23 protein-coding genes are annotated in these 24406 nt (G+C 69.1%); 12 read left to right on the plus strand and 11 right to left on the minus strand.

The genetic code is table 11. The features are described 5' to 3' along the window. The 3 genes from E3O32_RS13240 to E3O32_RS13250 form a co-directional block, all read right to left on the minus strand. On the minus strand, positions 1-205 hold a 205-nt coding region (locus E3O32_RS13240), incomplete at its 3' end, for a hypothetical protein (protein ID WP_134510269.1). A 124-nt stretch (positions 206-329) separates the two neighbouring features. Continuing rightward, on the minus strand, positions 330-1427 hold the full coding sequence (locus E3O32_RS13245; protein ID WP_134510271.1) for a type I restriction endonuclease: 1098 nt from the start codon (positions 1425-1427) through the stop codon (positions 330-332). A gap of 79 nt (positions 1428-1506) precedes the next feature. Continuing rightward, the gene (locus tag E3O32_RS13250) at positions 1507-1974 is read right to left on the minus strand and encodes a bleomycin resistance protein (RefSeq protein WP_134510273.1); all 468 of its coding nucleotides are present in this window, start codon (positions 1972-1974) and stop codon (positions 1507-1509) included. Between the two features lie 232 nt (positions 1975-2206). Here E3O32_RS13250 and E3O32_RS17310 point away from each other — a divergent pair, with 232 nt between their 5' ends. The 4 genes from E3O32_RS17310 to E3O32_RS13270 all read left to right on the plus strand — a co-directional run bounded on the left by E3O32_RS17310 (position 2207) and on the right by E3O32_RS13270 (position 8012). Further along, positions 2207-4156 (plus strand): DUF2207 family protein, encoded by a 1950-nt coding sequence (locus tag E3O32_RS17310; protein ID WP_166790855.1) that lies wholly within the window; start codon positions 2207-2209, stop codon positions 4154-4156. After that, a complete protein-coding gene (locus E3O32_RS13260) occupies positions 4156-4509 on the plus strand; it encodes a DUF6804 family protein (RefSeq protein ID WP_241974946.1) in 354 nt (117 codons plus the stop codon). The genes E3O32_RS17310 and E3O32_RS13260 overlap by 1 nt, the downstream gene beginning before the upstream one ends. 185 nt (positions 4510-4694) lie before the next feature. Further along, positions 4695-6875, plus strand: a complete 2181-nt coding sequence (locus E3O32_RS13265; RefSeq protein ID WP_134510277.1) for a DEAD/DEAH box helicase — start codon at positions 4695-4697, stop codon at positions 6873-6875. Positions 6876-6983: 108 nt separating this feature from the next. Next, positions 6984-8012, plus strand: a complete 1029-nt coding sequence (locus E3O32_RS13270; protein ID WP_134510279.1) for a 6-phosphofructokinase — start codon at positions 6984-6986, stop codon at positions 8010-8012. 91 nt (positions 8013-8103) lie between these two features. On the opposite strand, the gene E3O32_RS13275 is transcribed toward E3O32_RS13270, so the two are convergent. After that, positions 8104-8358: a mycoredoxin gene (locus E3O32_RS13275; RefSeq protein ID WP_134510281.1), complete on the minus strand. Its 255-nt coding sequence runs from the start codon at positions 8356-8358 to the stop codon at positions 8104-8106. A gap of 78 nt (positions 8359-8436) precedes the next feature. On the opposite strand from E3O32_RS13275, the gene E3O32_RS13280 reads away from it, so the two are divergent. The 3 genes from E3O32_RS13280 to E3O32_RS13290 all read left to right on the plus strand — a co-directional run bounded on the left by E3O32_RS13280 (position 8437) and on the right by E3O32_RS13290 (position 10545). After that, a complete protein-coding gene (locus E3O32_RS13280) occupies positions 8437-8910 on the plus strand; it encodes an 8-oxo-dGTP diphosphatase (RefSeq protein WP_134510283.1) in 474 nt (157 codons plus the stop codon). A gap of 115 nt (positions 8911-9025) precedes the next feature. After that, a complete protein-coding gene (locus E3O32_RS13285; RefSeq protein ID WP_134510324.1) occupies positions 9026-10216 on the plus strand; it encodes an inorganic phosphate transporter in 1191 nt (396 codons plus the stop codon). Beyond that, the gene (locus E3O32_RS13290) at positions 10213-10545 is read left to right on the plus strand and encodes a peptidase (RefSeq protein ID WP_134510285.1); all 333 of its coding nucleotides are present in this window, start codon (positions 10213-10215) and stop codon (positions 10543-10545) included. The genes E3O32_RS13285 and E3O32_RS13290 overlap by 4 nt, the downstream gene beginning before the upstream one ends. Positions 10546-10640: 95 nt before the next feature. Here the strand turns inward: E3O32_RS13290 and E3O32_RS13295 are convergent, their stop codons facing one another. After that, positions 10641-11918: a uracil-xanthine permease family protein gene (locus tag E3O32_RS13295; protein WP_134510287.1), complete on the minus strand. Its 1278-nt coding sequence runs from the start codon at positions 11916-11918 to the stop codon at positions 10641-10643. A gap of 60 nt (positions 11919-11978) precedes the next feature. On the opposite strand from E3O32_RS13295, the gene E3O32_RS13300 reads away from it, so the two are divergent. The 3 genes from E3O32_RS13300 (at position 11979) to E3O32_RS13310 (ending at position 15564) form a co-directional block, all read left to right on the plus strand. After that, a complete protein-coding gene (locus tag E3O32_RS13300; RefSeq protein ID WP_134510289.1) occupies positions 11979-13550 on the plus strand; it encodes a carboxylesterase/lipase family protein in 1572 nt (523 codons plus the stop codon). A 114-nt stretch (positions 13551-13664) separates the two neighbouring features. Next, positions 13665-15122, plus strand: coding sequence for an NCS2 family permease (locus tag E3O32_RS13305; RefSeq protein ID WP_134510291.1), 1458 nt, complete (start codon positions 13665-13667; stop codon positions 15120-15122). Between the two features lie 118 nt (positions 15123-15240). Then, positions 15241-15564, plus strand: coding sequence for a hypothetical protein (locus E3O32_RS13310; protein WP_241974948.1), 324 nt, complete (start codon positions 15241-15243; stop codon positions 15562-15564). Positions 15565-15589: 25 nt separating this feature from the next. Here the strand turns inward: E3O32_RS13310 and E3O32_RS13315 are convergent, their stop codons facing one another. The 5 genes from E3O32_RS13315 to E3O32_RS13335 form a co-directional block, all read right to left on the minus strand. Then, positions 15590-16336, minus strand: a complete 747-nt coding sequence (locus tag E3O32_RS13315; RefSeq protein WP_134510293.1) for a FadR/GntR family transcriptional regulator — start codon at positions 16334-16336, stop codon at positions 15590-15592. Positions 16337-16400: 64 nt separating this feature from the next. Beyond that, positions 16401-17192: a 3-oxoacyl-ACP reductase gene (locus E3O32_RS13320; protein ID WP_134510295.1), complete on the minus strand. Its 792-nt coding sequence runs from the start codon at positions 17190-17192 to the stop codon at positions 16401-16403. 53 nt (positions 17193-17245) lie between these two features. Further along, positions 17246-18607: an aldehyde dehydrogenase family protein gene (locus E3O32_RS13325; RefSeq protein ID WP_134510297.1), complete on the minus strand. Its 1362-nt coding sequence runs from the start codon at positions 18605-18607 to the stop codon at positions 17246-17248. Then, positions 18604-19404: a gamma-glutamyl-gamma-aminobutyrate hydrolase family protein gene (locus E3O32_RS13330; RefSeq protein WP_134510299.1), complete on the minus strand. Its 801-nt coding sequence runs from the start codon at positions 19402-19404 to the stop codon at positions 18604-18606. Before E3O32_RS13330 ends, E3O32_RS13325 begins: the two co-directional genes overlap by 4 nt. Further along, positions 19391-20758 (minus strand): glutamine synthetase family protein, encoded by a 1368-nt coding sequence (locus E3O32_RS13335; protein ID WP_134510301.1) that lies wholly within the window; start codon positions 20756-20758, stop codon positions 19391-19393. Before E3O32_RS13335 ends, E3O32_RS13330 begins: the two co-directional genes overlap by 14 nt. A 218-nt stretch (positions 20759-20976) precedes the next feature. Here E3O32_RS13335 and E3O32_RS13340 point away from each other — a divergent pair, with 218 nt between their 5' ends. Together E3O32_RS13340 and E3O32_RS13345 are read left to right on the plus strand one after the other, a co-directional pair. Continuing rightward, the gene (locus E3O32_RS13340) at positions 20977-22521 is read left to right on the plus strand and encodes an amino acid permease (RefSeq protein WP_134510303.1); all 1545 of its coding nucleotides are present in this window, start codon (positions 20977-20979) and stop codon (positions 22519-22521) included. A 98-nt stretch (positions 22522-22619) separates the two neighbouring features. After that, a complete protein-coding gene (locus E3O32_RS13345; RefSeq protein ID WP_134510305.1) occupies positions 22620-23534 on the plus strand; it encodes an alpha/beta fold hydrolase in 915 nt (304 codons plus the stop codon). A 25-nt stretch (positions 23535-23559) separates the two neighbouring features. On the opposite strand, the gene E3O32_RS13350 is transcribed toward E3O32_RS13345, so the two are convergent. Next, complete coding sequence (locus E3O32_RS13350; protein ID WP_134510307.1) at positions 23560-24333, minus strand: glycosyltransferase family 2 protein; 774 nt, start codon at positions 24331-24333, stop codon at positions 23560-23562. Positions 24334-24406: the final 73 nt, after the last annotated feature.

Below are 24406 nucleotides of genomic sequence, written 5' to 3' on the forward strand. Positions count from 1 at the left end.
CGTCACTGAGCAGCCCGAACGCGATCCCGTCCAGGGCCGCGGCTACGGCCTCCCGCGCCCGCCCGATCAGTTGCGCCGGCCCGGCGCCGACCGGATCAGGCCCGGCCGGGGTGGCAGTCGACTCCGAGCCGGTCAGGCCGAACGCTGACCGATTCGCCGCCCCTGCCGGGGCGGCCTGTGACTGCGGATCCGAGGCTCCTGCCATGCCACCAGTGTACGCCGAATCGAACACAAAGTCGAGACTTTGTCACCAATACTTTCGACAATTTCGTGTAAGTGTTCGATTCGTTCGTATGCCGGGGCGCATCATTCCGGCTAGCGATCACTCGTTAGTCTTGGTAGGTCTTGACGGACCCGCGGATGGTCTCCGCGAACAGGTAGATCTCGTCGAGCGATTCGATCGGGTGTCGAGTCTCTACCTTGTCTTGATCAAAGACACCAAGGAACTTCTGCTTCTTGCCGTTGAAGTGAAGGCGCGCGATTGGCTTGCGGTTGTTGTCATCGAGGAGAATCGCGAAATAGGACTTCGCGTCGCGGTGCATGACTCTTTGCGGTTTGACTTCACTGCAGGCGATGGCCTTGACGATCTGGTAGCCCTCAAGCTCCTCCAAGGTCGTCTGGATTTCCGTGTCGCGTTCAAGGTCGTCTTCAGCCACTTCCTGGCTGGTGATCGATGCCGCCTGGGCATCCCCGATTGCCGGCGAGAACGTCGATGCTCCGAGCGCCGTTTTGAGCCGGTCGTTGACCTGGTCATTCAGGAACTGCTTGGTTGCCTTGGTGACCAGCGAAGTGAATTGTTCGCGCACTTTCTGTGTGAACGCGCCGTCATAGACGCGCGTCGTGAAGAACCGGATCCATTCGTCCTGCGGGTCTTTGAACTGGGCTGCAATTGTCCGCTTGATCTGACCGATGTACTTCAGTTCTTCTGCGGCATTGATGATCGAATCGAGATCGAAGACATCCTTTGTGAGCTTCCGGAGCTCGGGGATCAGCGTCTCATCTATGTCCATCAGATCAAGAACAAGGAACGGCTTCTCGTCCATCCGATTGGGTGCATCAAGGTCAGTGTAGAACTGGTAGGTCTCACCGTTCGTCAGGACCGCAATTCGCGCGTTCGTGACAGCGAAGTAGCGGAAGAGTTGCGAAGCGTGCTCGATCCGAAGAGGCTCCTTGGACTTTTTGCACTCGATGAGGATCTGTACTTCGCCGTCACGCATGATGGCGTAGTCGACCTTTTCGCCCTTCTTGACCCCCACGTCCGCAGTGAACTCCGGCACGACTTCCAAGGGATTGAAGACGTCATAGCCAAGGATGGTCGATATGAATGGCATGATGAACGCGTTCTTGGTGGCTTCCTCGGTCTGAATGGCATCACGCTGATTGCGCACCTTCAAAGCCAGTGCAGCGAGCATCTCCGAAAATTCCATAATTCCCCCCAAAAAAATGATGATTCCTGAAACTGACCCTAGTGCTTGATAAGCGACATCCCTGGTGGCGGCGGGCGCGTCAGGCCGATGCGGCCTTCGACGGGACGTCGCCCTCGTCGGCCAGCGATTCGGAGAATCGGACGAGGTAGCCGTCCGGGTCCTGGACCAGGAACTGGGACACCCCGGCTCTGGTGTCTCCCGTTCGGTACCACGTCGTTTCCGGGGCCAGGAAGAGCGGCCAGCCCGCCGCCGCGAGGCGATCGACCAGGGGCGCTATCGCCGGAACCGCAACCTGGAAGTTCACGCCGCGGCCGAGGGGCCGGTCCAGGGAGCCCGTGACCCAGTCGCGGCCGATCCCGATCTGGTCGAGCATGAGGTGCGCCGTCCCGCAGCAGAGGTAGGCGAATCCCTCCTCCGGCCGGTCGTAGAGAACCTCGAACCCGCAGAGTGTCACCCAGAACCCGAGGCTGGCGGCGAGGTCGCCGACCATCAGTTCCGGCACGAGGCCGGGGAATTCCCTGATGCTTCGTTCCGTCTCGTTGTCCATGCCTCCCAGTATGGTGGCGGGCGATGGACCAGCGGTCGGGTTCGACGTCGAACCGAGTCAGGCCCGGTTGTCGTCGAGCTCGAACACCTTCAGCAGCTCGGCGATCGCCGTCGCGCGCTCCTCGCCGCCCGCCTCGAACATGGCCGTCACGTGGCTGCAGGGCAGCCCAGTTCCCGGTACCCCGGTGGGGTACCGGCAAATCGGTCGGAGCGCCCTGAGTAGAGTTGGGGGCATGCGTCGACTGGTTCGCCTTCTCCTGTCCGGTTCACTGGTGGTCGCGGTGTCGCTCGGGGCGCTCGTGCTGCTCGGGGGGACGGCCACATCACCGGCCAGCGCATCGGCGGCAGCGATGACGACCGCCGCGCAACCGGTGGCAGCGCCCGGCATCGTCCGCTCCGGCACCGACGATTTCACCTTCGACTCCTGGCGCTCCGAGTTCCGGCTCGGCCTCACCGCGGACGGCCACTCCAGCCTCACCACCACCGAGACGATCGTGGCCCGGTTCCCGGACATCGACCAGAACCACGGCATCCGTCGCGCCATCCCCACCCACTACGACGGCCACCCGACCGGGCTCGCCCTGGTCGGCGTCACCGACGAGAACGGCGCACCCCGGGCTTTCGAGAGCGAGACGACCAGCGACAACGGGCCCGAGTTCCTCACCGTGACGATCGCGGCCGACGACTTCGTGCACGGCGCGCAGACCTACGTGATCACCTACCGCCAGATCGACGTCACCCTCGTTCCCGACAACGCGAACGACGAGGAGTTCTACTGGGAGGTCAACGGCACAGGCTGGAACCAGCCGTTCGGCGACGTTTCGGCCACGCTGACCGTGGCCGACGCGCTCGTGCCCCGGCTCGCCGGCCGGACGGACTGCTACCAGGGCGGCATCGACTCCTCCGCTGCCTGCGCCGGCCTGACCGGTTCGGCCGACGGCAGCCAGGTCACGGCAACCGCCGGAGCCCTCGGCCCGCACGAGGGGCTCACCATGGTGGTCGCGTTCGAACCCGGCACCTTCGTGCCCCGGGACTCGTCCTTCACGGCGAACCCGTTCCCGAGCATCGGCCTCGGTGCGGCCCTGATCGGACTGATCGGGGCGATCATCGCCTCCGTGCAGCGGGCCACCCGCTGGCGCAACGCGCCGGGTCGCCCCACCATCATCGCCGAGTACCTGCCGCCGAAGGGGGTCAACCTGCTCCAGGCCGGCGACGTGTCAGCGGCGTCCGCCAAGGCCATGGCCGCCCAGTTCCTCTCCTTCGCCGTGCGCGGCAACGTGCGGGTGCTCGAGGGTGACGGCAAGAAGCACTACCTGCTCGAGCTGCGGCACTCCCGCGGTCTCGACCAGACCGAGCACGCGGTGCTCGCCAAGCTCTTCCCCGGCCTCGCCCCCGGCACGCTGCGCGACCTGAAGGCGAAGGACACGGGGCTGGCGACCGCGCTCCTGGCCGAACAGCGCTCCAACCGCAAACGGATGCTCAGTGACGGCCTCCGGGAACACAAGGGCGGCTCGACCCGCCGCCGGCTGCTGTTCGCGGCCGTGGCCAGCGCCGTGATCGCGGTCATCGCGAGCATCATCGGCCTGGTCGCCGAGATCGGCGGAGGCTGGCCGGCCCTGGTGCTCGTGCTGGGCATCCTCTTCGCCGTGGTCACGATGATCATGGCCGGGAGCGTGCGGCCGCTCACCGCGGCCGGCTCGGAGCTGCGCGACTACCTCACGGGCGTCAAACTCTACATCGGCGTGGCCGAAGCCGACCGGCTGCGTGTTCTGCAGAGCCCGGTCGGCGCCCTCCGGTCGCCGTACCGGCCCGACCCGGCCGAGGTGCTGGCCGACGCCGGGCTCGACCCGACCGGCCTGCCAGCCGGCGCGATGGATCCGAACCGGCCCGTGCAGGTGCTGAAACTCTACGAACGGCTGCTGCCCTACGCCGTGCTGTTCGGCCAGGAGAAGGAGTGGTCCGGCGTGCTCGGTGAGTACTACACGCAGAGCGGCACCCAGCCGGACTGGTACGCCGGAAGCGCCGGCTTCAACGCCGGTTACTTCGCGGCGGGCATCAGCTCGTTCGCGAGTTCCACCTCGGCCGCCTGGTCGGGAACGGCGTCCAGCTCGTCCAGTTCGGGCGGAGGAGGCGGGGGTTCCGTCGGCGGGGGCGGCGGCGGCGGCGGGGGAGGGGGCGTCTGATGGGTACTCCCGTTGCTCCCACCTTCACCCGGTCCGCGCTCGCACCCGGCCTGCTCGGCGCCATGGCGCTGCTCGGCGGCCTCGCCCTGCTCGATTCGCCCGGCTACATCGTCATCCGCTACGCCGTGAGCATCCTGGCGCTGATCGTCTGCGTCTTCGCCTGGCAGGCACGGTCCTGGTGGTGGCTGCTGCTGCTCGGCCCGATCGCCGTGCTCTGGAACCCGGTCTTCGTGATCGCGCTGCACGGGCAGGGCTGGGTGTCCGCCCAATTCGCGGCCGCGCTGGCCTTCATCGTCGCCGGCGTGCTCACCAAGGTGCCGGTGCAGCGGGCCGGTGGTGCGGGCGTAGACTGAATCAGCGCCTTGAAAGCCCGGCCACCGTCTTGACCGTGCCGCTCCCCGAAAAACGTGGGCTGCACGAATATGGTTGACGCGGTGTTCGATTCAGGGTTCGGCGTATCGATCGCACCGGCATCCACGGATGCCGCAACACGACGAGCGCGGCTCCGTCTGCCGTGCTGCTGTGAAGTTGGAGAAGAATGGCATACACTCGCCACCAGGCCGCAGGTTCGAACAACCGTGCCGCGGCCGGAGGCCGCGCCAGGCAGCGGCCCCGTTCCCGCGACGACGACGCGCCCATCATCCCCATCCTCGCCCGCAAGGTGCGCGAGGTGGAGGCGAAGGCGCAGACCGGTGGCAAGCTCGGCCCGACCAACCGCACCAAGTACCAGGTCATCGCCCTGCTCATGCGCGAGGAGCGCGCCAGGGTCAAGGCCGACAAGGAACTCACCGACGCGAACCGGGCTGAACTGCTCAAACGCCTCGACGGCATCGCCCAGATCCTCGCGAAGACGGCCGCCCGCGACACCAGCCTGATCACCCTGCTCGAACCCGACGCCGGTGTCTCCACCGTCGCGCAGCGGTTCCGCCGTGACTGGCTGCTCGAATCCGGGGCCGAGCTCAGCCCCGACGAACTCATCATCATTCGCGAACCGGAGGCCAAGCCCGAGGTCGCCGAGAACCAGGTCGTCCCGCAGTCGGTGAAGGCCCGCCAGCTCGCGAACCCGTTCCTGGCCCCCGACTTCAGCGCGGCCCAGGCCCGCCCCGTCGTCTCCGCCCGCCGGCTCGCGAACTGGGACCTGATCGGCCCGTTGTTCAAATCGTTCGAGTACGGGTCCGGCGGCCAGGCCGCCAGCATGGACCTGCCGGAGGCACCCAAGGTCGACCGGCTCTCGCCTCCCGGGATGGAGCTGATGCGTCACCAGGCCCGGTTCGTGGAGAACGCGCGTCTCGGCCACCGCAGTTACCTGCTCGCCGACGAGCCGGGGCTCGGGAAGACGGCGCAGAGCCTGCTCGCGGCATCCGTCGCCGGCGCCTACCCGCTGCTGGCCATCGTGCCCAACGTGGTCAAGATGAACTGGGTGCGCGAAGTCGAAATGTGGACCCCGCACCGCCGGGCCACCGTCATCCACGGCGATGGCCAGACCCTCGACGCGTTCGCCGACGTCGTCATCGTCAACTACGACGTGCTCGACCGGCACCGCACCTGGCTCGGCACGCTCGGCTTCAAGGGCATGGTCGTCGACGAGGCCCACTTCATCAAGAACCTGCAATCCCAGCGGTCCAAGCACGTGCTGGCCCTGGCCGAGCAGATCCGTCGCCGCACCCCGGGCGGGAATCCGCTCCTGATGGCGCTGACCGGAACGCCGCTGATCAACGACGTCGACGACTTCCGCGCGATCTGGCAGTTCCTCGGCTGGATCGACGGCGACAAGCCCACCCCGAAGCTCATGCAGCGGCTCGAAGCGACCGGGCTGACCCCCGCCGACCCCGGTTTCTACGCCGAGGCGCGCGCCGCCGTGATCGACATGGGTATCGTGCGCCGCCGCAAGATCGACGTCGCCGCCGACCTGCCGGCCAAGCGGATCGCCGACCTCCCGGTCGAACTCGACGACGACCTGGGCCGGTCCATCCGCCAGGCCGAGCGCGAACTCGCCGCCCGCCTGGTCACCCGGTACAACGGCCTCGTGGCCGCCCGGCACCCGGGCGAGAAGTACCCCGTGCTCACCGAAGAGCAGCGTGCCGCGTTCATCCGCGCCGTCGCCCACGCCGAACTCGAGGAATCGAAGGGCCAGACCACGGGGGAGAACGTCTTCACCATGGTGCGCAAGATCGGCCAGGCCAAGGCCGGCCTCGCCGCGGACTACACGGTGCAGCTCGCGCACTCGGTGGGCAAGGTCGTGTTCTTCGCCAAGCACATCGACGTTATGGATGCCGCCGAGGACATCTTCGCCAAGCGCGGCCTGCGCTCCGTCTCACTGCGCGGCGACCAGACGGCCCTGGCCCGCCAGGCCGCGATCGACTCGTTCAACAACGACCCGGGCGTCGCCGTCGTGGTCTGCTCCCTCTCCGCGGCCGGCGTCGGCGTCAACCTGCAGGCCGCGTCGAACGTCGTGCTCGCCGAGCTCAGCTGGACCGCCGCCGAACAGACGCAGGCCATCGACCGGGTGCACCGGATCGGCCAGGACGAACCCGTCACCGCGTGGCGGATCATCGCCGCCCACACCATCGACGCTCGCATCGCCGAACTGATCGGCAGCAAGCAGGGCCTCGCGGCCCGCGCGCTCGACGGGGCGGAGGACGAGATATCGTCCGCCGACTCCGTTCAGGCCAGCGCATTGATCTATCTGCTCACCCAGGCACTTGACGGGGAGTTGTAGGAGCGCCCCTCACCGGCGTTGATTTGAATCCGGGCCCATTACGGGACCATCATTAGGAGGCGGTGAAGGCGCCGACATGGTTAATCGTGCATGAAGGAGCTGTCACAAATGAAAATTGGTATCCTCACCAGCGGTGGAGACTGCCCAGGACTGAACGCCGTTATTCGCGGCTCCGTCCTTAAAGGCGTTCGCGTTCTCGATGCCGAATTCGTCGGTATTCGGAACGGCTGGAAAGGCCTGGTAGAAGGCGACTTTATGACCCTGGACCGGCACAGCGTGCGCGGTCTTTCCCGCCAGGGAGGCACCATCCTCGGCAGCTCCCGCACGAACCCGTTCGAGGGCGATCGCGGCGGCCCCGTTAACATCCAGAAGACGATGGACGCAGAGGGCATCGACGCGATCATCGCGATCGGCGGCGAGGGCACCCTCACCGCGGCACGCCGGCTGACGGATGCCGGGATTAAGATCGTCGGCGTCCCCAAGACGATCGACAACGACCTCGAGGCGACCGACTATTCGTTCGGCTTCAACACCGCTGTGGAAATCGCCACCGAGGCCATCGACCGCCTCCGCACCACCGCTGACTCGCACGGCCGCTGCATGATCGTCGAGGTCATGGGCCGCCACGTGGGCTGGATCGCCCTGCACGCCGGCATGGCCGGTGGAGCCCACGCCATCCTCACCCCCGAGCAGCCGCAGACCATCGACCAGATCTGCGAGTGGGTGCTGCACGTTCGCGACCGCGGCCGCGCACCCGTGCTCGTCGTGTCGGAGGGCTTCAAGCTCGCCGGCATGGACGAGGCGCTCTCCACCAAGGGCCTCGACGCGTTCAACCGTCCCCGCCTCGGCGGCATCAGCGAAATGATCGCCCCCATGGTCGAGGAGCGCACGGGCATCGAAACCCGGGCGACGGTGCTCGGCCACACCCAGCGCGGCGGCGCCCCGTCGGCCTACGACCGGGTGCTGGCCACCCGCCTCGGCATGGCGGCCGTCGACGCCGTCTACGCCGGCCAGTGGGGCTCCATGGTTTCGCTGCGCGGCACCGACATCGAGATCGTCAGCATCGCCGACGCCACCATCGGTCTGAAGACCGTCCCGCAGGCCCGCTACGACGAGGCCGCGGTTCTCTTCGGCTAAACCCGTCCGGATCGGAACCGAGGGGTCCCGAACCGTTCTTCCCGCACGGGGAAGTCCGGTTCGGGACCCCTCGTCGGTTCCCCGCCCGGAGTCAGGCCAGTTTGGCCTGCACCTGCGCGAGCGACGGGTTCGTCGCCGCCGACCCGTCGGGGAAGAGCACGGTCGGCACCGTGCGGTTGCCGCCGTTGAGGCTCATCACGAGCTCTGACGTGCCGTCGACCTCTTCGACGTTCACCTCGGTGTAGCCGATGCCGACCCGGTCGAGCTGGGACTTCAGGCGAGAGCAGTAGCCGCACCAGGTCGTCGTGAACATGGTGATGGTTCCGGATGCGGGCACGAAGTTCATCCCCGCAGCCTAACAAGGCCCGGCCCGGGCAACGCTGGGAACCCCGCTCCAGCCCGCCGGCGCCGGTACCATGGGGCCATGGCCCCTCCCCAGGTGTGCGTCTGCTACCTCACCCGCCGGAGCCCTGACGGGGCTCTCCAGGTGCTGCTCGGCCGAAAGAAGAAGGGCCTTGGCCTCGGCAACATCGTCGGCCTCGGCGGCAAGCTCGAGCCGGGGGAGACCCCCGTTCAGGCGGCGGTGCGCGAAATCGAGGAGGAGTCCGGGCTGTCCGTCGCGGAGGCCGATCTGTCGCCCCGCGGCGTGCTGACCTACCTGTTCCCGCACCGGGAGTCCTGGAGCCAGGAGTCCACCGTCTTCGTCTGCGCCCGGTGGGAGGGGATTCCGCGCGAGTCCGACGAGCTGGATCCCGAGTGGTTCGACGTGGCATCCCTGCCCGTGGACGAGATGTGGGACGACGCCAGGCACTGGCTGCCGGGGGTGCTGTCCGGGATCCCGGTGCGGGCCACCTTCACCTTCGGCGAGGACCTCGCATCCGTGGTCGCGCGGAGCTGAATTGACCTGCCTGCCTCAGGCTGTCAGGATCAATGGAGAAGCTTGATCGCACGGCCTCCGCGGGGAAGCGAACGGATTCGGCACTCCCACTTCAACACAGTCAAGAGAGATGCCGGTGGATTTCACCCTGATCGTTGTGCTGGTCATCGCACTGGCCCTGGTTTTCGACTTCACCAACGGGTTCCATGACACCGCGAATGCGATGGCAACCCCGATCGCGACCGGCGCCATGCGCCCCAAGGTCGCCGTCGGCCTGGCCGCCGTGCTCAACCTCGTCGGCGCCTTCCTCTCCACCGAGGTGGCGAAGACAGTGTCGGGCGGAATCATCCGCGAGGGCGACGGCGGGGTGCAGATCACCCCGGAGATCATCTTCGCGGGCCTGATCGGTGCCATCGTCTGGAACCTGATCACCTGGCTGCGCGGACTGCCGTCCAGTTCCAGCCACGCCCTGTTCGGCGGCCTGATCGGCGCGGCGATCATCGGGATCGGCTTCCAGTCCGTCGACTACACCGTGGTCGTGGCCAAGGTGATCCTGCCCGCGCTGATCGCGCCGCTCACCGTGGGTGTGGTCGCGTTCATCGCCACCCGGCTCGCCTACTTCATCACTCGGCGGGACACGGGCCGTGCGGACGGCCGGGGCGGTTTCCGCTACGCCCAGATCTTCTCCTCCTCGCTCGTTGCCCTCTCCCACGGCACCAACGACGCGCAGAAGACGATGGGCGTGATCACACTCACCCTGATCGCCGGCGGCGTGCAGTCGGTCGGCAGCGGCCCCCAGCTCTGGGTGATCGTCGTCTGCGCCCTGGCCATCGCCATCGGCACCTACACCGGCGGCTGGCGGATCATCCACACCATGGGCCGGGGCCTGACCGACGTCAAGCCGGCCCAGGGCTTCGCGGCCGAGACCAGCACCGCGGCGACCATCCTCGCCTCCAGCCACCTCGGTTTCGCCCTCTCCACCACCCAGGTGGCCTCCGGTTCGGTGATCGGCTCCGGCCTCGGCCGTCGCGGCGCCACCGTGCGCTGGGGGATGGCCGGCCAGATCGCGCTCGGCTGGGTGCTCACCCTGCCGGCCTCCGCCATCATGGGCGCCTTCGCCGCGGGCTTCGCCCTGCTCGGGCCGGTCGGCATCGTGATCGACCTGATCCTCGGCTCGCTCGTCGTCGTGCTGCTGTTCCGCCGCGCCCAGCGCAGCCGCATCTCGCACGACAACCTGCACGACATCGATGACGCCGGCCGCGTCGTCAAGATCCGCAAGACACCGCGCAAGATCGCGCGCCGGGACCGGAAGAAGGTCTCGCTGTGATCGACTGGGCAGCGTTCGTCGTCGTCGCCGGGGCGTCGCTCCTCGGCTCCGTTGTGGTGGTGAGTCTGTACTCCCTCGGCCTGCGGCTGCTGACCAGCGCCGGCCGCGCCCTCGTCGTCGACCCGCAGTCGTTCACCGGGGCGATCACCATCCTCACCCCGAAGCGGGCGGCCAAGGAAGCCAAGCGCGCCCGGAAGACGGCATCCGCGAACCCGCTCACCGTGGGCCAGAAGCGCCTCGCCCTGGTCGGCGCGTACGCCTGCTTCGTGCTCTGCATCGGCGCGGTGCTCTACGGCGTCTACCTGATCGTGCCGGCCCTGCACCGCTAGCCCCCGTCGGCCCCGGCCGCCCAAACGCTGAATTCGGAACACGTTCTGCCGGGGATGTCGGCGCGGGAAGGGGCCGGCGGGGGCCGGGGCCGGAGTCAGCGGTCGGTGCCGCGCAGGCGGCCGACCCAGCTCATCAGGTGGTAGATCACGATCGCGGCGATCGTTCCGAGCGCGATCCCGTTGAAGCTGAGCGCCCCGATGGTGAAGGTGTAGTCGGCGATGCCGATGATCAGCGCCGTCGCGGCGGTGAACTGGTTGACCGGGCGGCTGAAGTCCACCTTGTTGTCGAGCCAGATCTTCACGCCGATGATGCCGATCAGGCCGTAGAGCGCGGTGGTGACCCCGCCGAGCACGCCGGCCGGGATCGTGTTGATCACGGCGCCGATCTTGGGGGAGAGGCCGAGCAGGATCGCCACGATGCCGGCCACCCAGTAGGCGGCGGTGGAATAGATCCGGGTGGCTGCCATCACGCCGATGTTCTCGCCGTAGGTGGTGGTCCCCGACCCGCCGCTGAATCCGGCGAGCATGGTGGCCAGGCCGTCGGCCATCAGGGCGCGACCGGTGTACCGGTTCACCTTCGCATCCGTCATCTGGGCGACGCCCTTGATGTGGCCGACGTTCTCGGCCACCAGCACCAGCACGACCGGCAGGAACGCCGGCAGCAGGCCGAACACGGCGGGGTTCTCGAACGGGTTCGCGGGCCCGGTGAACTGGGGCAGGCCGAACCAGGGCGCCGCGGCCACCTTGCCGAAGTCGACCTCGCCGAACGAGACGGCGGCCAGGTAGCCGATGACGACGCCGATGAAGATCGAGAGCCGGCCGAGGATGCCGTTGAACAGCACGGTCGAGAGGATGACCGCGGCGAGCGTGATGATCGCGGTCAACGGGGCGGCGGCGAAATTGCTCTTCGCAACCGGGGCCAGGTTGAAGCCGATCAGGGCCACGATCGCGCCCGACACGACGGGCGGCATCAGGGTGTCGATCCAGCCGGTCCCGGTGAGCTGCACGACCAGGCCGATGACGGCCAGGAGGAATCCGACCACGACGATGCCGAACAGGGCGCTGCCCATCCCGGCCGTGGCCGTCGCGGCGGTGATCGGGGCGATGAACGCGAACGAGGAGCCGAGATAGCTGGGCAGCTTATTGCGCGTGATCAGGAGGAAAAGCAGGGTGCCGATGCCGGAGAATAGCAGGGTCGTGCTCGGCGGGAAGCCGGTGAGCAGCGGCACGAGGAAGGTTGCCCCGAACATGGCCACCACGTGCTGGGCGCCGATCCCGATGGTCAGCGGCCAGTTCAGGCGCTCGCCCGGGCCGACCACGTCCTGGGCTCCGACCGTCTTTCCGTCGCCGTGCAGGGTCCAAGGCAGTGCCATGTGTGTCTCGTTTCTTGTCTGACGTCTCCTGCGATCGTAGTGAAGAATTAGGATCGGACGGTGACCCGACCCGTGCAGACCACCCGCGAAGACACGCTCGACGTCCCGATTTCGACCGGCACGGTGCGGGGAATCAGGGAGCGCGGCGTGCGCGCCTGGCGGGGCATCCCCTACGCGGCGCCGCCGGTGGGTGCGCTCCGGTTCCGGGCTCCGCAGCCTGCCCCGGCCTGGCCGGGGGTGCGCGACGCCCAGCGCTGGGGGCCGGTCGCGCCGCAGAGCCACCGCGGCCAGTTCATCGGCGCGCACCCGAAGATCCCGCAGGGCGAGGACTGCCTGAACCTCAACGTGATCGCCCCCGACGCCCCCGTCGACCCGGGCAACCTCCGGCCGGTGATGGTCTTCATCCACGGCGGCGCCTACAGCGTGGGGTCTTCCCGCGAGGTGCCCCGGCAGGGCGAGGGTCTGGTGCGCCGCGGCGGGGTGCTCTACGTCAGCCTGAACTACCGCCTGGGCGCCCTCGGCTACCTCGACTTCAGCCGCTACGGCAGCGCCGAGCGCCCGTTCGAGAGCAATCTCGGCCTGCGCGACCAGGTTGCGGCCCTGCAGTGGGTGCGGGAGAACATCCGCCGGTTCGGCGGCGACCCGGATGCCGTCACCCTGTTCGGCGAGTCGGCCGGCGGGAACGCGGTGACGACCCTGATGACCGTGCCGAGCGCCGCCGGGTTGTTCCAGCGCGCGATCGCGCAGAGCGCCCCGCCGAACGCCGTCTACCTGCCGGAGCAGTCCGGGGAGTGGGCCCGCGACTTCGTCGAGATCCTCCGGCGCGCCACCGGTCAGGGCCTGGACGGCGCGGCCGAGGGACCGGCCGCCGACGCGGCCTCGCTGCTCCTCGCCGTCGACCCGGCCGTGCTCGCGGCGGCGACCACCGAACTCACCCTCCGCGCCCCCGACCGGTACCCCGGCACCATCCCGCTCTCGCCGGTGATCGACGGCACGTTCCTTCCCGAGCGGCCGCTCGACGCATTCAAGGGCGGACGTGCCCACCGGATCCCCCTGATCATCGGCACGAACGCGCGGGAGGGCTCGCTGTTCAGCGGCCGGATCGACATCCTGGCGACCACCCCGAAACGGATCAGCGCGATCTTCGTCAACACCAAGAAGAAGGCCCGCCGGGCGCTCAAGGCGCAGTACCCGGGCATCCCCGCGCTGCGGCCGGCGCTCGACTTCGGCGGCGACTTCTCGTTCTGGTATCCGAGCGTGAAGGTGGGGGAGCGGCACTCCCGTTACGCGCCGGTCTACTTCTACCGCTTCGACGCGGCGCCCCGGCTGGTGCGGCTGCTCGGCCTCGACGCCACCCACGGCCTGGAACTCTTCCCCCTGTTCGACCGGCTCGACGGCTGGTTCGGCCGGTCGATGACCGCGCTCGGCGGCCGCCGGGCGTTCGCGGCGATCGGCGCGAGGATGCAGCGCTGGTGGCTCGCCTTCGCCGCCACGGGGGAGCCGGATGCGGCGTGGCCGCCCTACGACGAGGCCCGCCGCCGCACGCTCATCATCGACGCCGTCGACCGGGTCGAATCCGATCCGCTCGGCGACCGCCGGGTCGCCTGGGGCAGGTTCGTGCCCCACGTCTGACCCTCGCACGGGGCCGCGTCCGGCGCGAGCTCCCGCGGGCCGTAAACTAGGGAACTGAAAATACGCTGAGTCGGACACCAGGAGCACACCATTTCTGCAACAGAGACCCACACCATGGCCGAGCCCACCCCGAAGCCGGGCGCGAAGGCCAGGCTTGACCGTTACTTCGAGATCACGGGACGCGGTTCCACCTGGGGCCGGGAGATCCGCGGCGGACTGGTCACGTTCGTCACGATGGCGTACATCGTCATCCTGAACCCGCTCATCCTCGGTGGTTTCAGCGCCGACCAGGCGTCGGTCGACGTTGTCGGCGGCTGGCTGCCCAACGCGCAGGTCGCGGCCGTCACGGCCCTCACCGCCGGCGTCATGACGATCCTCTTCGGCGTGATCGCCCGGCTGCCGTTCGGTTTCGCCGCCGGCCTCGGCATCAACTCGTTCCTCGCGGTCAGCGTCGTCGGCCAGGTCACCTGGCCGGAGGCGATGGGCCTCGTGCTGATCAACGGGCTGATCATCGTGCTGCTCGCCTCCACCGGGCTGCGGGAACTCATCTTCAACGCGGTCCCGCGCCAGCTCAAGATCGCCATCACCGTCGGCATCGGCCTGTTCATCGCCTTCATCGGCCTGGTCGACTCCGGCTTCGTGCGCTCCAGCGGCACGGCATCCCCGCCGGTGCAGCTCGGCGACAACGGCTCGATCGTCAGCCTGCCGACGACCGTGTTCGTGATCGGCCTGATCATCCTCGGCATCCTCGTCGCCCGCAAGGTCAAGGCCGCGCTGCTGATCGGCATCCTCGGCACCACCATCATCGCCGTCATCCTCGAGGCCATCTTCAAGGTCGGCCCGTCGCTCGGCCAGAACCCCGACGGCTGGAACCTCAACGCGCCGGTGCTGCCGACCACCGTCGTCGCCCTGCCCGACCTCGGCCTGATCGGCCAGGTCAGCTTCGGCGCGTTCGACCGGATCGGCGTGCTCGCCGCGATGATGCTGGTCTTCACCCTCGTCTTCACCAACTTCTTCGACGCGATGGGCACCATGACCGGCCTCGCCAACGAGGCAGGGCTCGCCGACGACAAGGGCAACTTCCCCCGGCTGAAGTCCGCGCTGATCGTCGAGGGCGTCGGCGCCGTCCTGGGCGGCGCCACCTCCGGCTCTTCGAACACCGTGTTCATCGAGTCCGGCGCCGGCATCGGCGAGGGCGCCCGCACCGGCCTGGCCAACGTCGTCACCGGCGCCCTGTTCCTGGCCGCGATGTTCTTCACGCCGCTCACCCAGATCGTGCCGCTCGAGGTGGCCGCGGCCGCCCTCGTGATCGTCGGCGCGATGATGGTGTCGCAGATCCGCTTCATCGACTTCTCCGAGTTCTCGATCGTATTCCCGGTGTTCCTCACGATCATCGTCATGCCGCTCACCTACTCGATCGCCAACGGCATCGGCGCCGGCTTCGTCAGCTGGGTGCTGGTGCGCTCCTTCTCGGGCAAGGCGAAGGAGATCAGCCCGCTGCTCTGGATCGTCGCGGCCGGGTTCCTGGTCTACTTCGTCCGCGGACCGATCCAGGCGCTGCTCGGCGCCTGACCGACGGGAACCCCCGGGTCCATTCGGGGGCTAACCCCATGGCCGGCGTTCCGGGGCGGCCGTAACGTGATGGGGAGAGCCGCACCAGCGGCTCTCCCAACCAGAAGGAGCATCACCCATGTCAACCATCGCCCCGGATCAGGCGCCGGTTTCATTTCCCCAGCCGGCACCGGCCACCCCCCAGGCGGCCGCCCCGAGCAGCCCCCTCGCCGTGTCCAGCCTCGTGCTCGGACTGGTCTCGATCCTGGCCGGCTGGACGTTCCTGGCCCCGCTCGCCGGGCTGATCACCGGCATCCTCGCCCTCGGCCGGGAGCCGCAGGCGCGCACCATGGCGCTGTGGGGCATCGTGCTCAACGCGGTGATGCTCGCCGGCGCCGTCATCGTCGTGCTGCTCGCGCTGGGCTTCGGCCTCGCGTTGCTGCCGTTCGCCTTCGTCTTCTAGAACCCGCCGGGCGCCCGGCCGAGGATCATTCCAGGAAGCCGCGCAGGAGCAGGGCCGTGCCGGCCAGATGCTCGGTCATCGCCTGCGCGGCCGCATCCGCCCGGCCGGTCAGGATCGCCGTGACGATCTGCTCATGCTGCAGATCCGAGTGGGCGATGTTCGGCCCGAGTGACGGGATGTTGTCGAGCAGCTCGTTCACCCGCATCCGCACCTCCGCCAGCAGCGGCACGAGCGACGCCGACCCGGCCAGTTCGCCGATGGTCAGGTGCAGCCGGGAGTCCAGCCGGCGGTAGTCCTCTCCGGTGGCCCCGATCGAGTCGCTCAGGCTGTTCCAGAGCACCTCGCGCTCACCCGGCGTCAGGGCTCGGGCGGCCGCGTGCCGGGCGGCGCCGACCTCGAGGATCTCCCGCAGGGCCAGGATGTCCTCGATCTCCGCCGCGCCGATCTCGCGCCGGGCCACCAGCTCGCCGCCGGGGTCCATCCCCGGGGTCTGCGCCGGCAGCTCGGCGCTGACGAAGGTTCCGCCGTAGCGGCCGCGCCGTGAGACGAGGTAGCCGGCCTCCGCGAGGGAGGCGATCGCGTCCCGCAGGGTGTCCCGGCTCACCGCCAGCATGGCGGACAGCTCCCGCTCGGCCGGCAGCCGCTCACCCGGGCCGATCAGGCCCAGCCGCACGGTCTGGAGCAGTCGTTGCACGGTCTCCTCGAACGCGTTGCCGCCGTGCACGGGGCGCAGCAGCAGCCCGCTGTCCAGGCCTGGCTGGTCGTCGATCATGGTGTCGTCCCTGCTTCGTGCGTGTTCCCCGGTCACCCGGGCTTTCAGTCCACCATGTTCCGGCTCAGACCGGCGTCACGTAGGCCGAGCTGATGCCCCCGTCGACCAGGAAAGTGGAGCCGGTGATGAAGGACGAGTCGTCGCTGGCCAGGAACGCGACGGCGGCCGCGAGCTCCTCCGGCTCGGCGAAACGCCCCACCGGGATGTGCACGAGCCGCCGGGCCGCGCGCTCCGGATCCTTCGCGAACAACTCCTGCAGCAGTGGGGTGTTCACCGGCCCCGGGCAGAGCGCGTTCACCCGGATGCCCTGGCGGGCGAACTGCACGCCCAGTTCCCGGCTCATTGCGAGCACGCCGCCCTTCGACGCGGTGTAGGAGATCTGGCTCGTCGCCGAGCCGAGCACGGCCACGAACGAGGCCGTGTTGATGATCGACCCGCTGCCCTGCTTGACCATGTAACGGAGCGCGGCCCGGCAGCAGAGGTAGACCGACTTGAGGTTGACGTCCTGCACCTTCTGCCAGGCCGGCAGCTCGGTCGTCTCGATCGAGTCGTCGTCGGGCGGGGAGATCCCGGCGTTGTTGAAGGCCACGTCGACGGACCCGTAGGTGAGGTATGCGGTGTCGAAGAGAGCGTTGACCTCGTCCTCATCCGTCACGTCGACCCGCACGAAGAGGCCGTCGACGAGTTCGGCCGCGGTGAGCCCCGCCTTCTCGTCGAGGTCGCCGATCACGACGGTGGCACCCTCCGCGGCGAACCGCCGCGCGGTGGCCAGGCCGATGCCGCTGGCGCCGCCGGTGACGACGGCCACCTTGCCGGCGAGCCGCCGGGTGAGGTCGATGGGGGTGATGCTGCTCATGGGTTGCTCCTTCGATGGACTGACCGGGACTGGGGGTTCCCGCTGGCGGGAACTCAGTCGACGGCGATGAACACGTTCTTCGTCTCGGTGAAATTGAGCGGGGCATCCGGGCCGAGTTCGCGGCCGAGGCCCGACTGCTTGAACCCGCCGAACGGGGTCGAATAGCGCACCGAGGAGTGCGAGTTGACCGAGAGGTTCCCGGATTCGACGGCCCGGGCGACCCGGATGGCCCGGCCGACGTCCCTGGTCCAGATCGAGCCCGACAGCCCGTACTCGGTGTCGTTGGCCAGGCGCACGGCGTCGGCCTCGTCGTCGAAGGGGAGCACGGTCACGACCGGTCCGAAGATCTCCTCCGTGACGGTATGGTCGGTCCGGGACGCGGGGGTGAGCACGGTCGGCGGGAACCAGAACCCCGGCCCGTCGGGCACGGAGCCGCGGAACGCGACGGGGGAGCCGTCCGGCACGAACGCGGCAACGGCCGCGAGATGGCTCTTCGATACGAGCGGGCCCATCTCGGTGGCCGGATCGGCCGGGTCGCCGACCCGTACCCCGGCCACGGCCGGTTCGAGCAGCTCCATGAACCGGTCGTAGACGCCGCGTTCGACCAGGATGCGGCTGCGCGCGCAACAGTCCTGGCCCGCGTTCTCGAACACGCCGTACGGCGCCGTCGCGGCGGCCTTCTCCAGGTCGGAGTCGGCGAAGACGATGTTGGCGCTCTTGCCGCCGAGCTCGAGGGTGACCCTTTTCACCTGCTCGGCGCAGCCGGCCATGATCCGTTTGCCGACCGCTGTCGACCCGGTGAAGACGACCTTGCGCACGGCCGGGTGGGTGACGAACCGTTCGCCGATCACCGACCCGCGCCCGGGAAGCACCTGGAACAGCCCCTCCGGCAGGCCGGCCTCCACGGCCAGCTCGCCCAGGCGGATGCTGGACAACGGCGTCCACTCGGCCGGCTTGAGCAGCACGGCGTTGCCGGCCGCGAGGGCCGGGGCGAAACCCCAGGCCGCGATCGTCATCGGGAAGTTCCATGGGGTGATGATCCCGACCACGCCGAGCGGTTCGTTGAACGTCACGTCGAGGCCGCCGGCCACCGGGATCTGGCGGCCGAACATGCGCTCGGGCGTCGCGGCATAGTAGGAGAGCACGTCGCGCACGTGGCCCGCCTCCCAGCGGGCCTGGCCGATCGGATGCCCGGAGTTGGCGACCTCGATCAGGGCGAGCGTCTCCCGGTCGCCGTCCACCGCCTCCGCGAACCGGCGCAGGATGGCGGCCTTGTCGGCGGGGGCGACGGGCGCCCAGCGCCGCTGCGCGCCCACCGCGCGGGCGATGGCCTCGTCGGTGGCGTCCCGGTCGAGGTGCTCGACCACGGCGACCTCGGTCTCGTCGGCCGGGTTGATGACGGTGTAGCTGCTCACGAGGGGTCCCTTCGGCCGTGGCGGGTGCTGTCGTGGTCGGCCTGGCCGTGGTTGCGTCCGGCGCGGTACCGGTCGGCCGCCTCGACGAGCCCGGTGAACAGGCGCAGGTCGTCGGCCACCTGCTCGGGGTGCCATTGCACGGCAACCCCGAACGAAACGGCCGGGAGTTCGACGGCCTGGATCACCCCGTCGCTGGTGCGGGCGCTCACGACGAGGCCGTCGCCGAGCGCGTCGATCGACTGGTGGTGGTAGACCGGCACGCTGTGCGGTCCGGCGAGGGCGTCGAACAGGCCGTGCAGGCGCGATTGCGGCTCGACCCTGACGTCGACGGTGTTGAACACGCCCTCCCCGGCCTGGTAGCCGCCGTGGCCGACCAGGTCGGGCAGGTGCTGGTGCAGGGTTCCGCCGAGCGCCACGTTCAGCAGCTGGGCGCCGCGGCAGATGCCGAGGAACGGCAGGCGCCGGTCGATCGCCTGCCGGAGCAGCTCGTCCTCCCAGGCGTCGCGGTCGGGTCGGGGCTCGTCGGTGGCGGGGTGCGCCGTCTGGCCGTAGCGCGCCGGGTCGACGTCCTTGCCGCCGGTGATGACGAGGCCGTCGAGGCTGTCGAGCACCCGGCCGACGGAGTCCGGATCGGCCGGCTGAGGGGGCAGCAGCACGGCGATACCGCCGGCCCGGATCACCGAGTCGAAATAGACCCGGGGCAGGAACGCGGCCGGCACGTCCCACACGCCGGTGCGGGACTGCTCGAGGTACGTGGTCAGGCCGATCAGCGGGCGGGCCGGGTCAGAGGCGCTCAAAGCCGCGCACCCGCTCCCAGTCGGTCACCGCCGCGTCGTACGCCGACAGTTCGATCCTCGCGTTGTTGAGGTAGTGGTCGACGACGTCGTCGCCGAACGCCTCCCGGGCCACCACGGAGGTCGCGAACAGGGCGGTGGCCTCGCGGAGCGACGCCGGCACGCGCACGGCGTCGCTGTCGTACGCGTTGCCGGTGAAGGCATCGCCCAGTTCCAGCTCGTTCTCGATGCCGTACAGGCCGGCCGCGATCAGGGCGCTCACGGCCAGGTACTGGTTCACGTCGCCGCCGGGAACCCGGTTCTCCACCCGCATGCCGAGACCGCGGCCCACCACGCGGAGGGCGCAGGTGCGGTTGTCGAAGCCCCAGGCGACCGCGGTCGGCGCGAAACTGCCCTCGACGTACCGTTTGTAGGAGTTGATGTTGGGGGCCGAGAACAGGGTCAGTTCCCGCATCACGGCCAACTGGCCGGCCACGAACTGACGGAACACAGTGGACATCCCGTCGTCCGCCGCTTGGTCGGCGAAGACGGCCTCCCCGCCGGTGCCGCGGAGGCTGATGTGGATGTGGCAGCTGTTGCCCTCCCGCTCGTTGAACTTGGCCATGAAGGTGAGGCTCTTGCCGTGGGCGCCGGCGATCTCCTTCGCGCCGTTCTTGTAGATCGAGTGGTTGTCGCAGGTCTCCAGCGCGGTGGCATACCGGAACGCGATCTCCTGCTGGCCCAGGTTGCACTCGCCCTTGACTCCCTCGCAGTACATTCCGGCGCCGTCCATGGCAGTGCGGATGTCGCGCAGCAGCGGCTCCATCCGGGTGGACGCGAGCAGGGCGTAGTCGATGTTGTAGTCCGTCGCGGGGGTCAGGTCGCGGTAGCCCTTCTTCCAGGCCTCCCGGTAGTCGTCGTCGAAGACCATGAACTCCAGCTCGGTGCCGACGAACGGCACCAGGCCGCGGTCGGCGAGCCGGGCGAGCTGGGCCTTGAGTATCTGCCGTGGCGAGGCGACCACGGGCGAGCCGCCCGGCCAGCGCAGGTCGGCGGTGACGAGGGCCGTGCCCGGCAGCCACGGCGCGCGGCGCAGGGTGGCGAGGTCGGGGATCATCGCCATGTCGCCGTAGCCGTGCGCCCAGCTGGACATGGCGTAGCCGTCGACCGTGTTCATCTCGACGTCGACGGCCAGCAGGTAGTTGCAGCACTCGGCGCCGTGCGTCGCGACGTCCTCGAGGAAGAGCCGGGCGGAGACGCGTTTGCCGACCAGCCGGCCCTGCATGTCCGTGAAGGCGACGATGACCGTGTCGATCTCGCCCACCCCGATCAGGCCGGCCAGGTCTTCCAGCGACAGATTTCCGGTGCGGGGTGTCATGAGCTTCTCCTCGATGAGCCGGTCAAAAGGTGAACTTGTCGACCATTAGAACACAGAACACCCGAATCGAGGCAGGCATATTTTAGTTCATCGCCGAGGAAACAATCTCCCAAAGGTATGTACACGCCACCATTGGGGTTCTATAGTCGTGCCAAGAAAACTGACGGCGTTGTTCGGTCCCGGTGGGCGCGCGCAACCAGAGCGTAAAGGAAACCAGGATGTCCAAAGACACCTTGAACGTCTCGGGCGTGCAGTACACGACGGCGGAGGCAGGCTACTTCGAGAAACGCGGGCTCAGGCGCAGCGCGGGCATCTGGGGGCTCTGGGGTCTCGCCGTGGCGGCGGTCATCTCCGGCGACTTCTCCGGCTGGAACTTCGGCATCGACTTCGCCGGTTTCGGCGGGATGCTGATCGCCTTCGCCCTGCTGATCGTGATGTATTACGGCATGATCTTCAGCATCGGCGAGATGGCGTCGGCGATGCCGCACACCGGTGGGGCCTACTCGTTCGCCCGGGCGGCGATGGGACCGTGGGGCGGCTTCGTCACCGGCCTCGCCGAGACGATCGAGTACGTGGCGACCACCGCGGTGATCGTCTACTTCTCCGCCTCCTACGCCGACGGGATCACCAGCGAGCTGCTCGGCGTCTCCCTGCCGGCCTGGGTCTGGTGGGTCATCCTCTACGCGGTGTTCATCGCGCTCAACGCGGCCGGGGCCGCGATCTCGTTCCGGTTCGCGATCGTCGTCTCGATCATCTCGATCGCGATCCTGCTCGTGTTCTCGGCGATGGCGATCTTCTCCGGGCTGTTCAGCGTCGACAAGCTCTTCGACATCGCCCCGGATGCCGGCCAGACCACGTTCCTGCCGCACGGCGTGATCCCGATCCTGTTCGCCCTGCCGTACGCCATGTGGTTCTTCCTCGGCATCGAGGAGCTGCCGCTGGCCGCCGAGGAATCGCACAACCCGGTGCGCGACATCCCGCGGGCCGGGCTCATCGCCCGCACCACCCTCATCATCACCGGCCTGCTCGTGCTGTTCCTCAACACGGGGATCGTCGGGGCCGGGAGCATCGCGACCGCCGGAGAGCCGCTGCTCGACGGCTTCCGCGCCATCGTCGGCGACGGGGCGGCCGCGGTCCTGGCCCTGTTCGCGCTCGTCGGGCTGCTCGCCTCGCTGCAGGGCATCATGTTCGCCTACGGGCGCAACATGTACTCGCTGTCCCGGGCCGGCTACTACCCCAAGTTCCTCTCCCTGACCGGCAAGCGGCAGACCCCCGCGATGGCCCTCCTGGTCGGAGCCGTGTTCGGGTTCGTCGCCCTGGTCCTGGTCGACGCGCTCGGCGGCGCGACCGGCGTCGCCGGGGCGATCGTGCTGAACATCGCCGTCTGGGGCGCAGTGATCGCCTACGTGCTGCAGATGACGTCGTTCGTGATCCTGCGGCGCAAGTTCCCGAAGGCCAGCCGCCCCTACCGCAGCCCCTGGGGCGTTCCTGGTGCGGTGATCGCCGGCATCCTCTCGCTCGCGATCTTCTTCGGCTTCTTCATCAACGAGCCGGCCCGGCCGGCGATCGTTGCGATCGCCGTGGTCTACCTGGTGATGCTGCTGATCTTCGCGCTCTACGGGCGTACCCGCCTCGTGCTCTCGCCAGAGGAGGAGTACGCGGTGTCGGGCGGCCTGCACGGCGACCCGCAGAAGGAAGGGTACGGCGGCGCCGTCGAAGAGGAGCTCCTGGCCCTGGACGGACGGGACGAACCGAAGGCCTGACCTCGGCTCGGGTTCGCAGCCGTCGGGACGCCCGTCCCGTCGGGGCGGGCGTCCCCGTGCGCCTCGCGGCGGAATCGCCGGAGCGCTACTCTGACGGCATGTCCACACGGTTGCGCCGAAGCAGGAGCGAACCGGATGCCGACCCCGTCGACCTGGCCGCCGAGCTGGACCGCGCCCTCCCCGACCGGGACTGGACGGTGCTGCCGCCGGAGAGCCGGGTCTTCCGGTTCCCGGCACCGAGCGGCGCGCTGGCCGCCATGGCCCTCGGCGACCCGGCGCATCCGCGGGTGGTGCTCGTGCCCGGCGCCACCGGGTCGAAGGAGGACTTCGTTCTGCTCGCCCCGCTCCTGGCCGAAGCCGGCTACCTCGTCGAGAGCTTCGACCTGGCCGGTCAGTACGAGTCGGCGTCGGCCGGCGCTGCGCCGGGTGAACCGTTCCGCTACGACCTCTTCGTCGACGACCTGATCGCGTTCCTCTCCACCGGCTCCTCGCCCGCCCACGTGCTCGGCTACTCGTTCGCCGGCATCGTCGCCGAGATCGCGCTCGCCGAACGCCCCGACCTGTTCGCGTCGCTGACGCTGCTGGGCGCACCGCCGCAGCCGGGCCAGGTCTTCCGCCGGGTGCGCTGGATCGGCCCGCTGAGCTGGGTCATCACGGCGCGCGGGATCGCCTCGCTGATGATCTGGGGACTGCTCAGCAACCGCAACCACGTGCCGCCCGGCCGCTTGGGGCTCGTGCGGCACCGGTTCGACTACACGGTCAGGCGGAGCGTGGATGAGATCGTCGGCCTGATGAAGCGTTCGCCCGACCTGCGCCGGCTGCTGCTGCGCTCGCCGATCCCGATGCTGGTAGCGGTCGGCGAGCGCGATCTCTGGCCGACCGCCCTGCACCGGGACTTCGCCAACCGGATCGGCGCCGAGCTTCGGGTCTACCCCACCGGCCACAGTCCCTGCGAGACCACCCCGCACCAGCTGGCCAGGGACATGCTCGCCCTCTTCCAGGGCCGGCTCTGAGCTGGAGGCCCTGAACGGTGCTCCGCTAGGCCGGTTCGCGGCGCTCCTGCCCGGCTCGGCCGGCGGCTCCGGCACGCCAGGCACGTCGTGCGGCCCGGATCCGCCACGGCGAGGCCGCGGGCCAGTGCAGCGCGAGGGTGCGGTACGCCCACTCCAGTCGGCGCCGGAGCCCGGCCCAGGTCTGGAACGGCCGGGCCGAGATGCCCACCCGCAGGGTGTGCTGGTAGGCGACCGTGATCGACGGTCCGAGGTGGAGGCTGAGGTCAAGGTCGTCGTGGATGTCCGCCCGGTCCCGGTGCACCTGCCCGCGCAGTTCGAGCCAGACGGCCCGGCGCATGGCGAAATTGGAGCCGAAGACCGGCGGCCTGGCCAGCCACAGCCCGATCGCCCGGAAGTAGCCGCCGATGTAGGCGACCCGGCCGAGCCTGGCCAGGGCCGGCGAGCAATCGTAGAAGTCGCCGGGGCCGGTAAGGATGTCCACCTCGGGGGATGCCGTCAGGGTCGCGTCGATCCTGGCGAGCCAGTCGACCGGCGGGATCGAGTCCGCGTCGAGCCGGGCGATCACCTCCCCGGTCGCCGCGTCGAACCCGGTCGACGCGGCCGGCCAGATCCCGGGAATGGGGGCCGGGAGGACGCGGGCGCCGGCGGCGCGGGCCACGGCGGCCGAGGCATCCGTGCTGCGGTTGTCGACGACGATGACCTCGTCGGCAGGGCGGGTCTGGGCCGCGAGCGCGGCGAGGCAGACGGCCAGGAAACCCGCGTCGTTGTAGCACGGGATGACGACGGAGATCGTAGCCATGACATCCGCCTCTCCGTCCGAACCGGCTTCTGGGGCCGAGCCTACGCTCGCGCCGCCGATCCGGCCGGGCCTG

The sequence above is a fragment of the Cryobacterium mannosilyticum genome, from assembly GCF_004402705.1.
Lineage (GTDB): Bacteria > Actinomycetota > Actinomycetes > Actinomycetales > Microbacteriaceae > Cryobacterium > Cryobacterium mannosilyticum.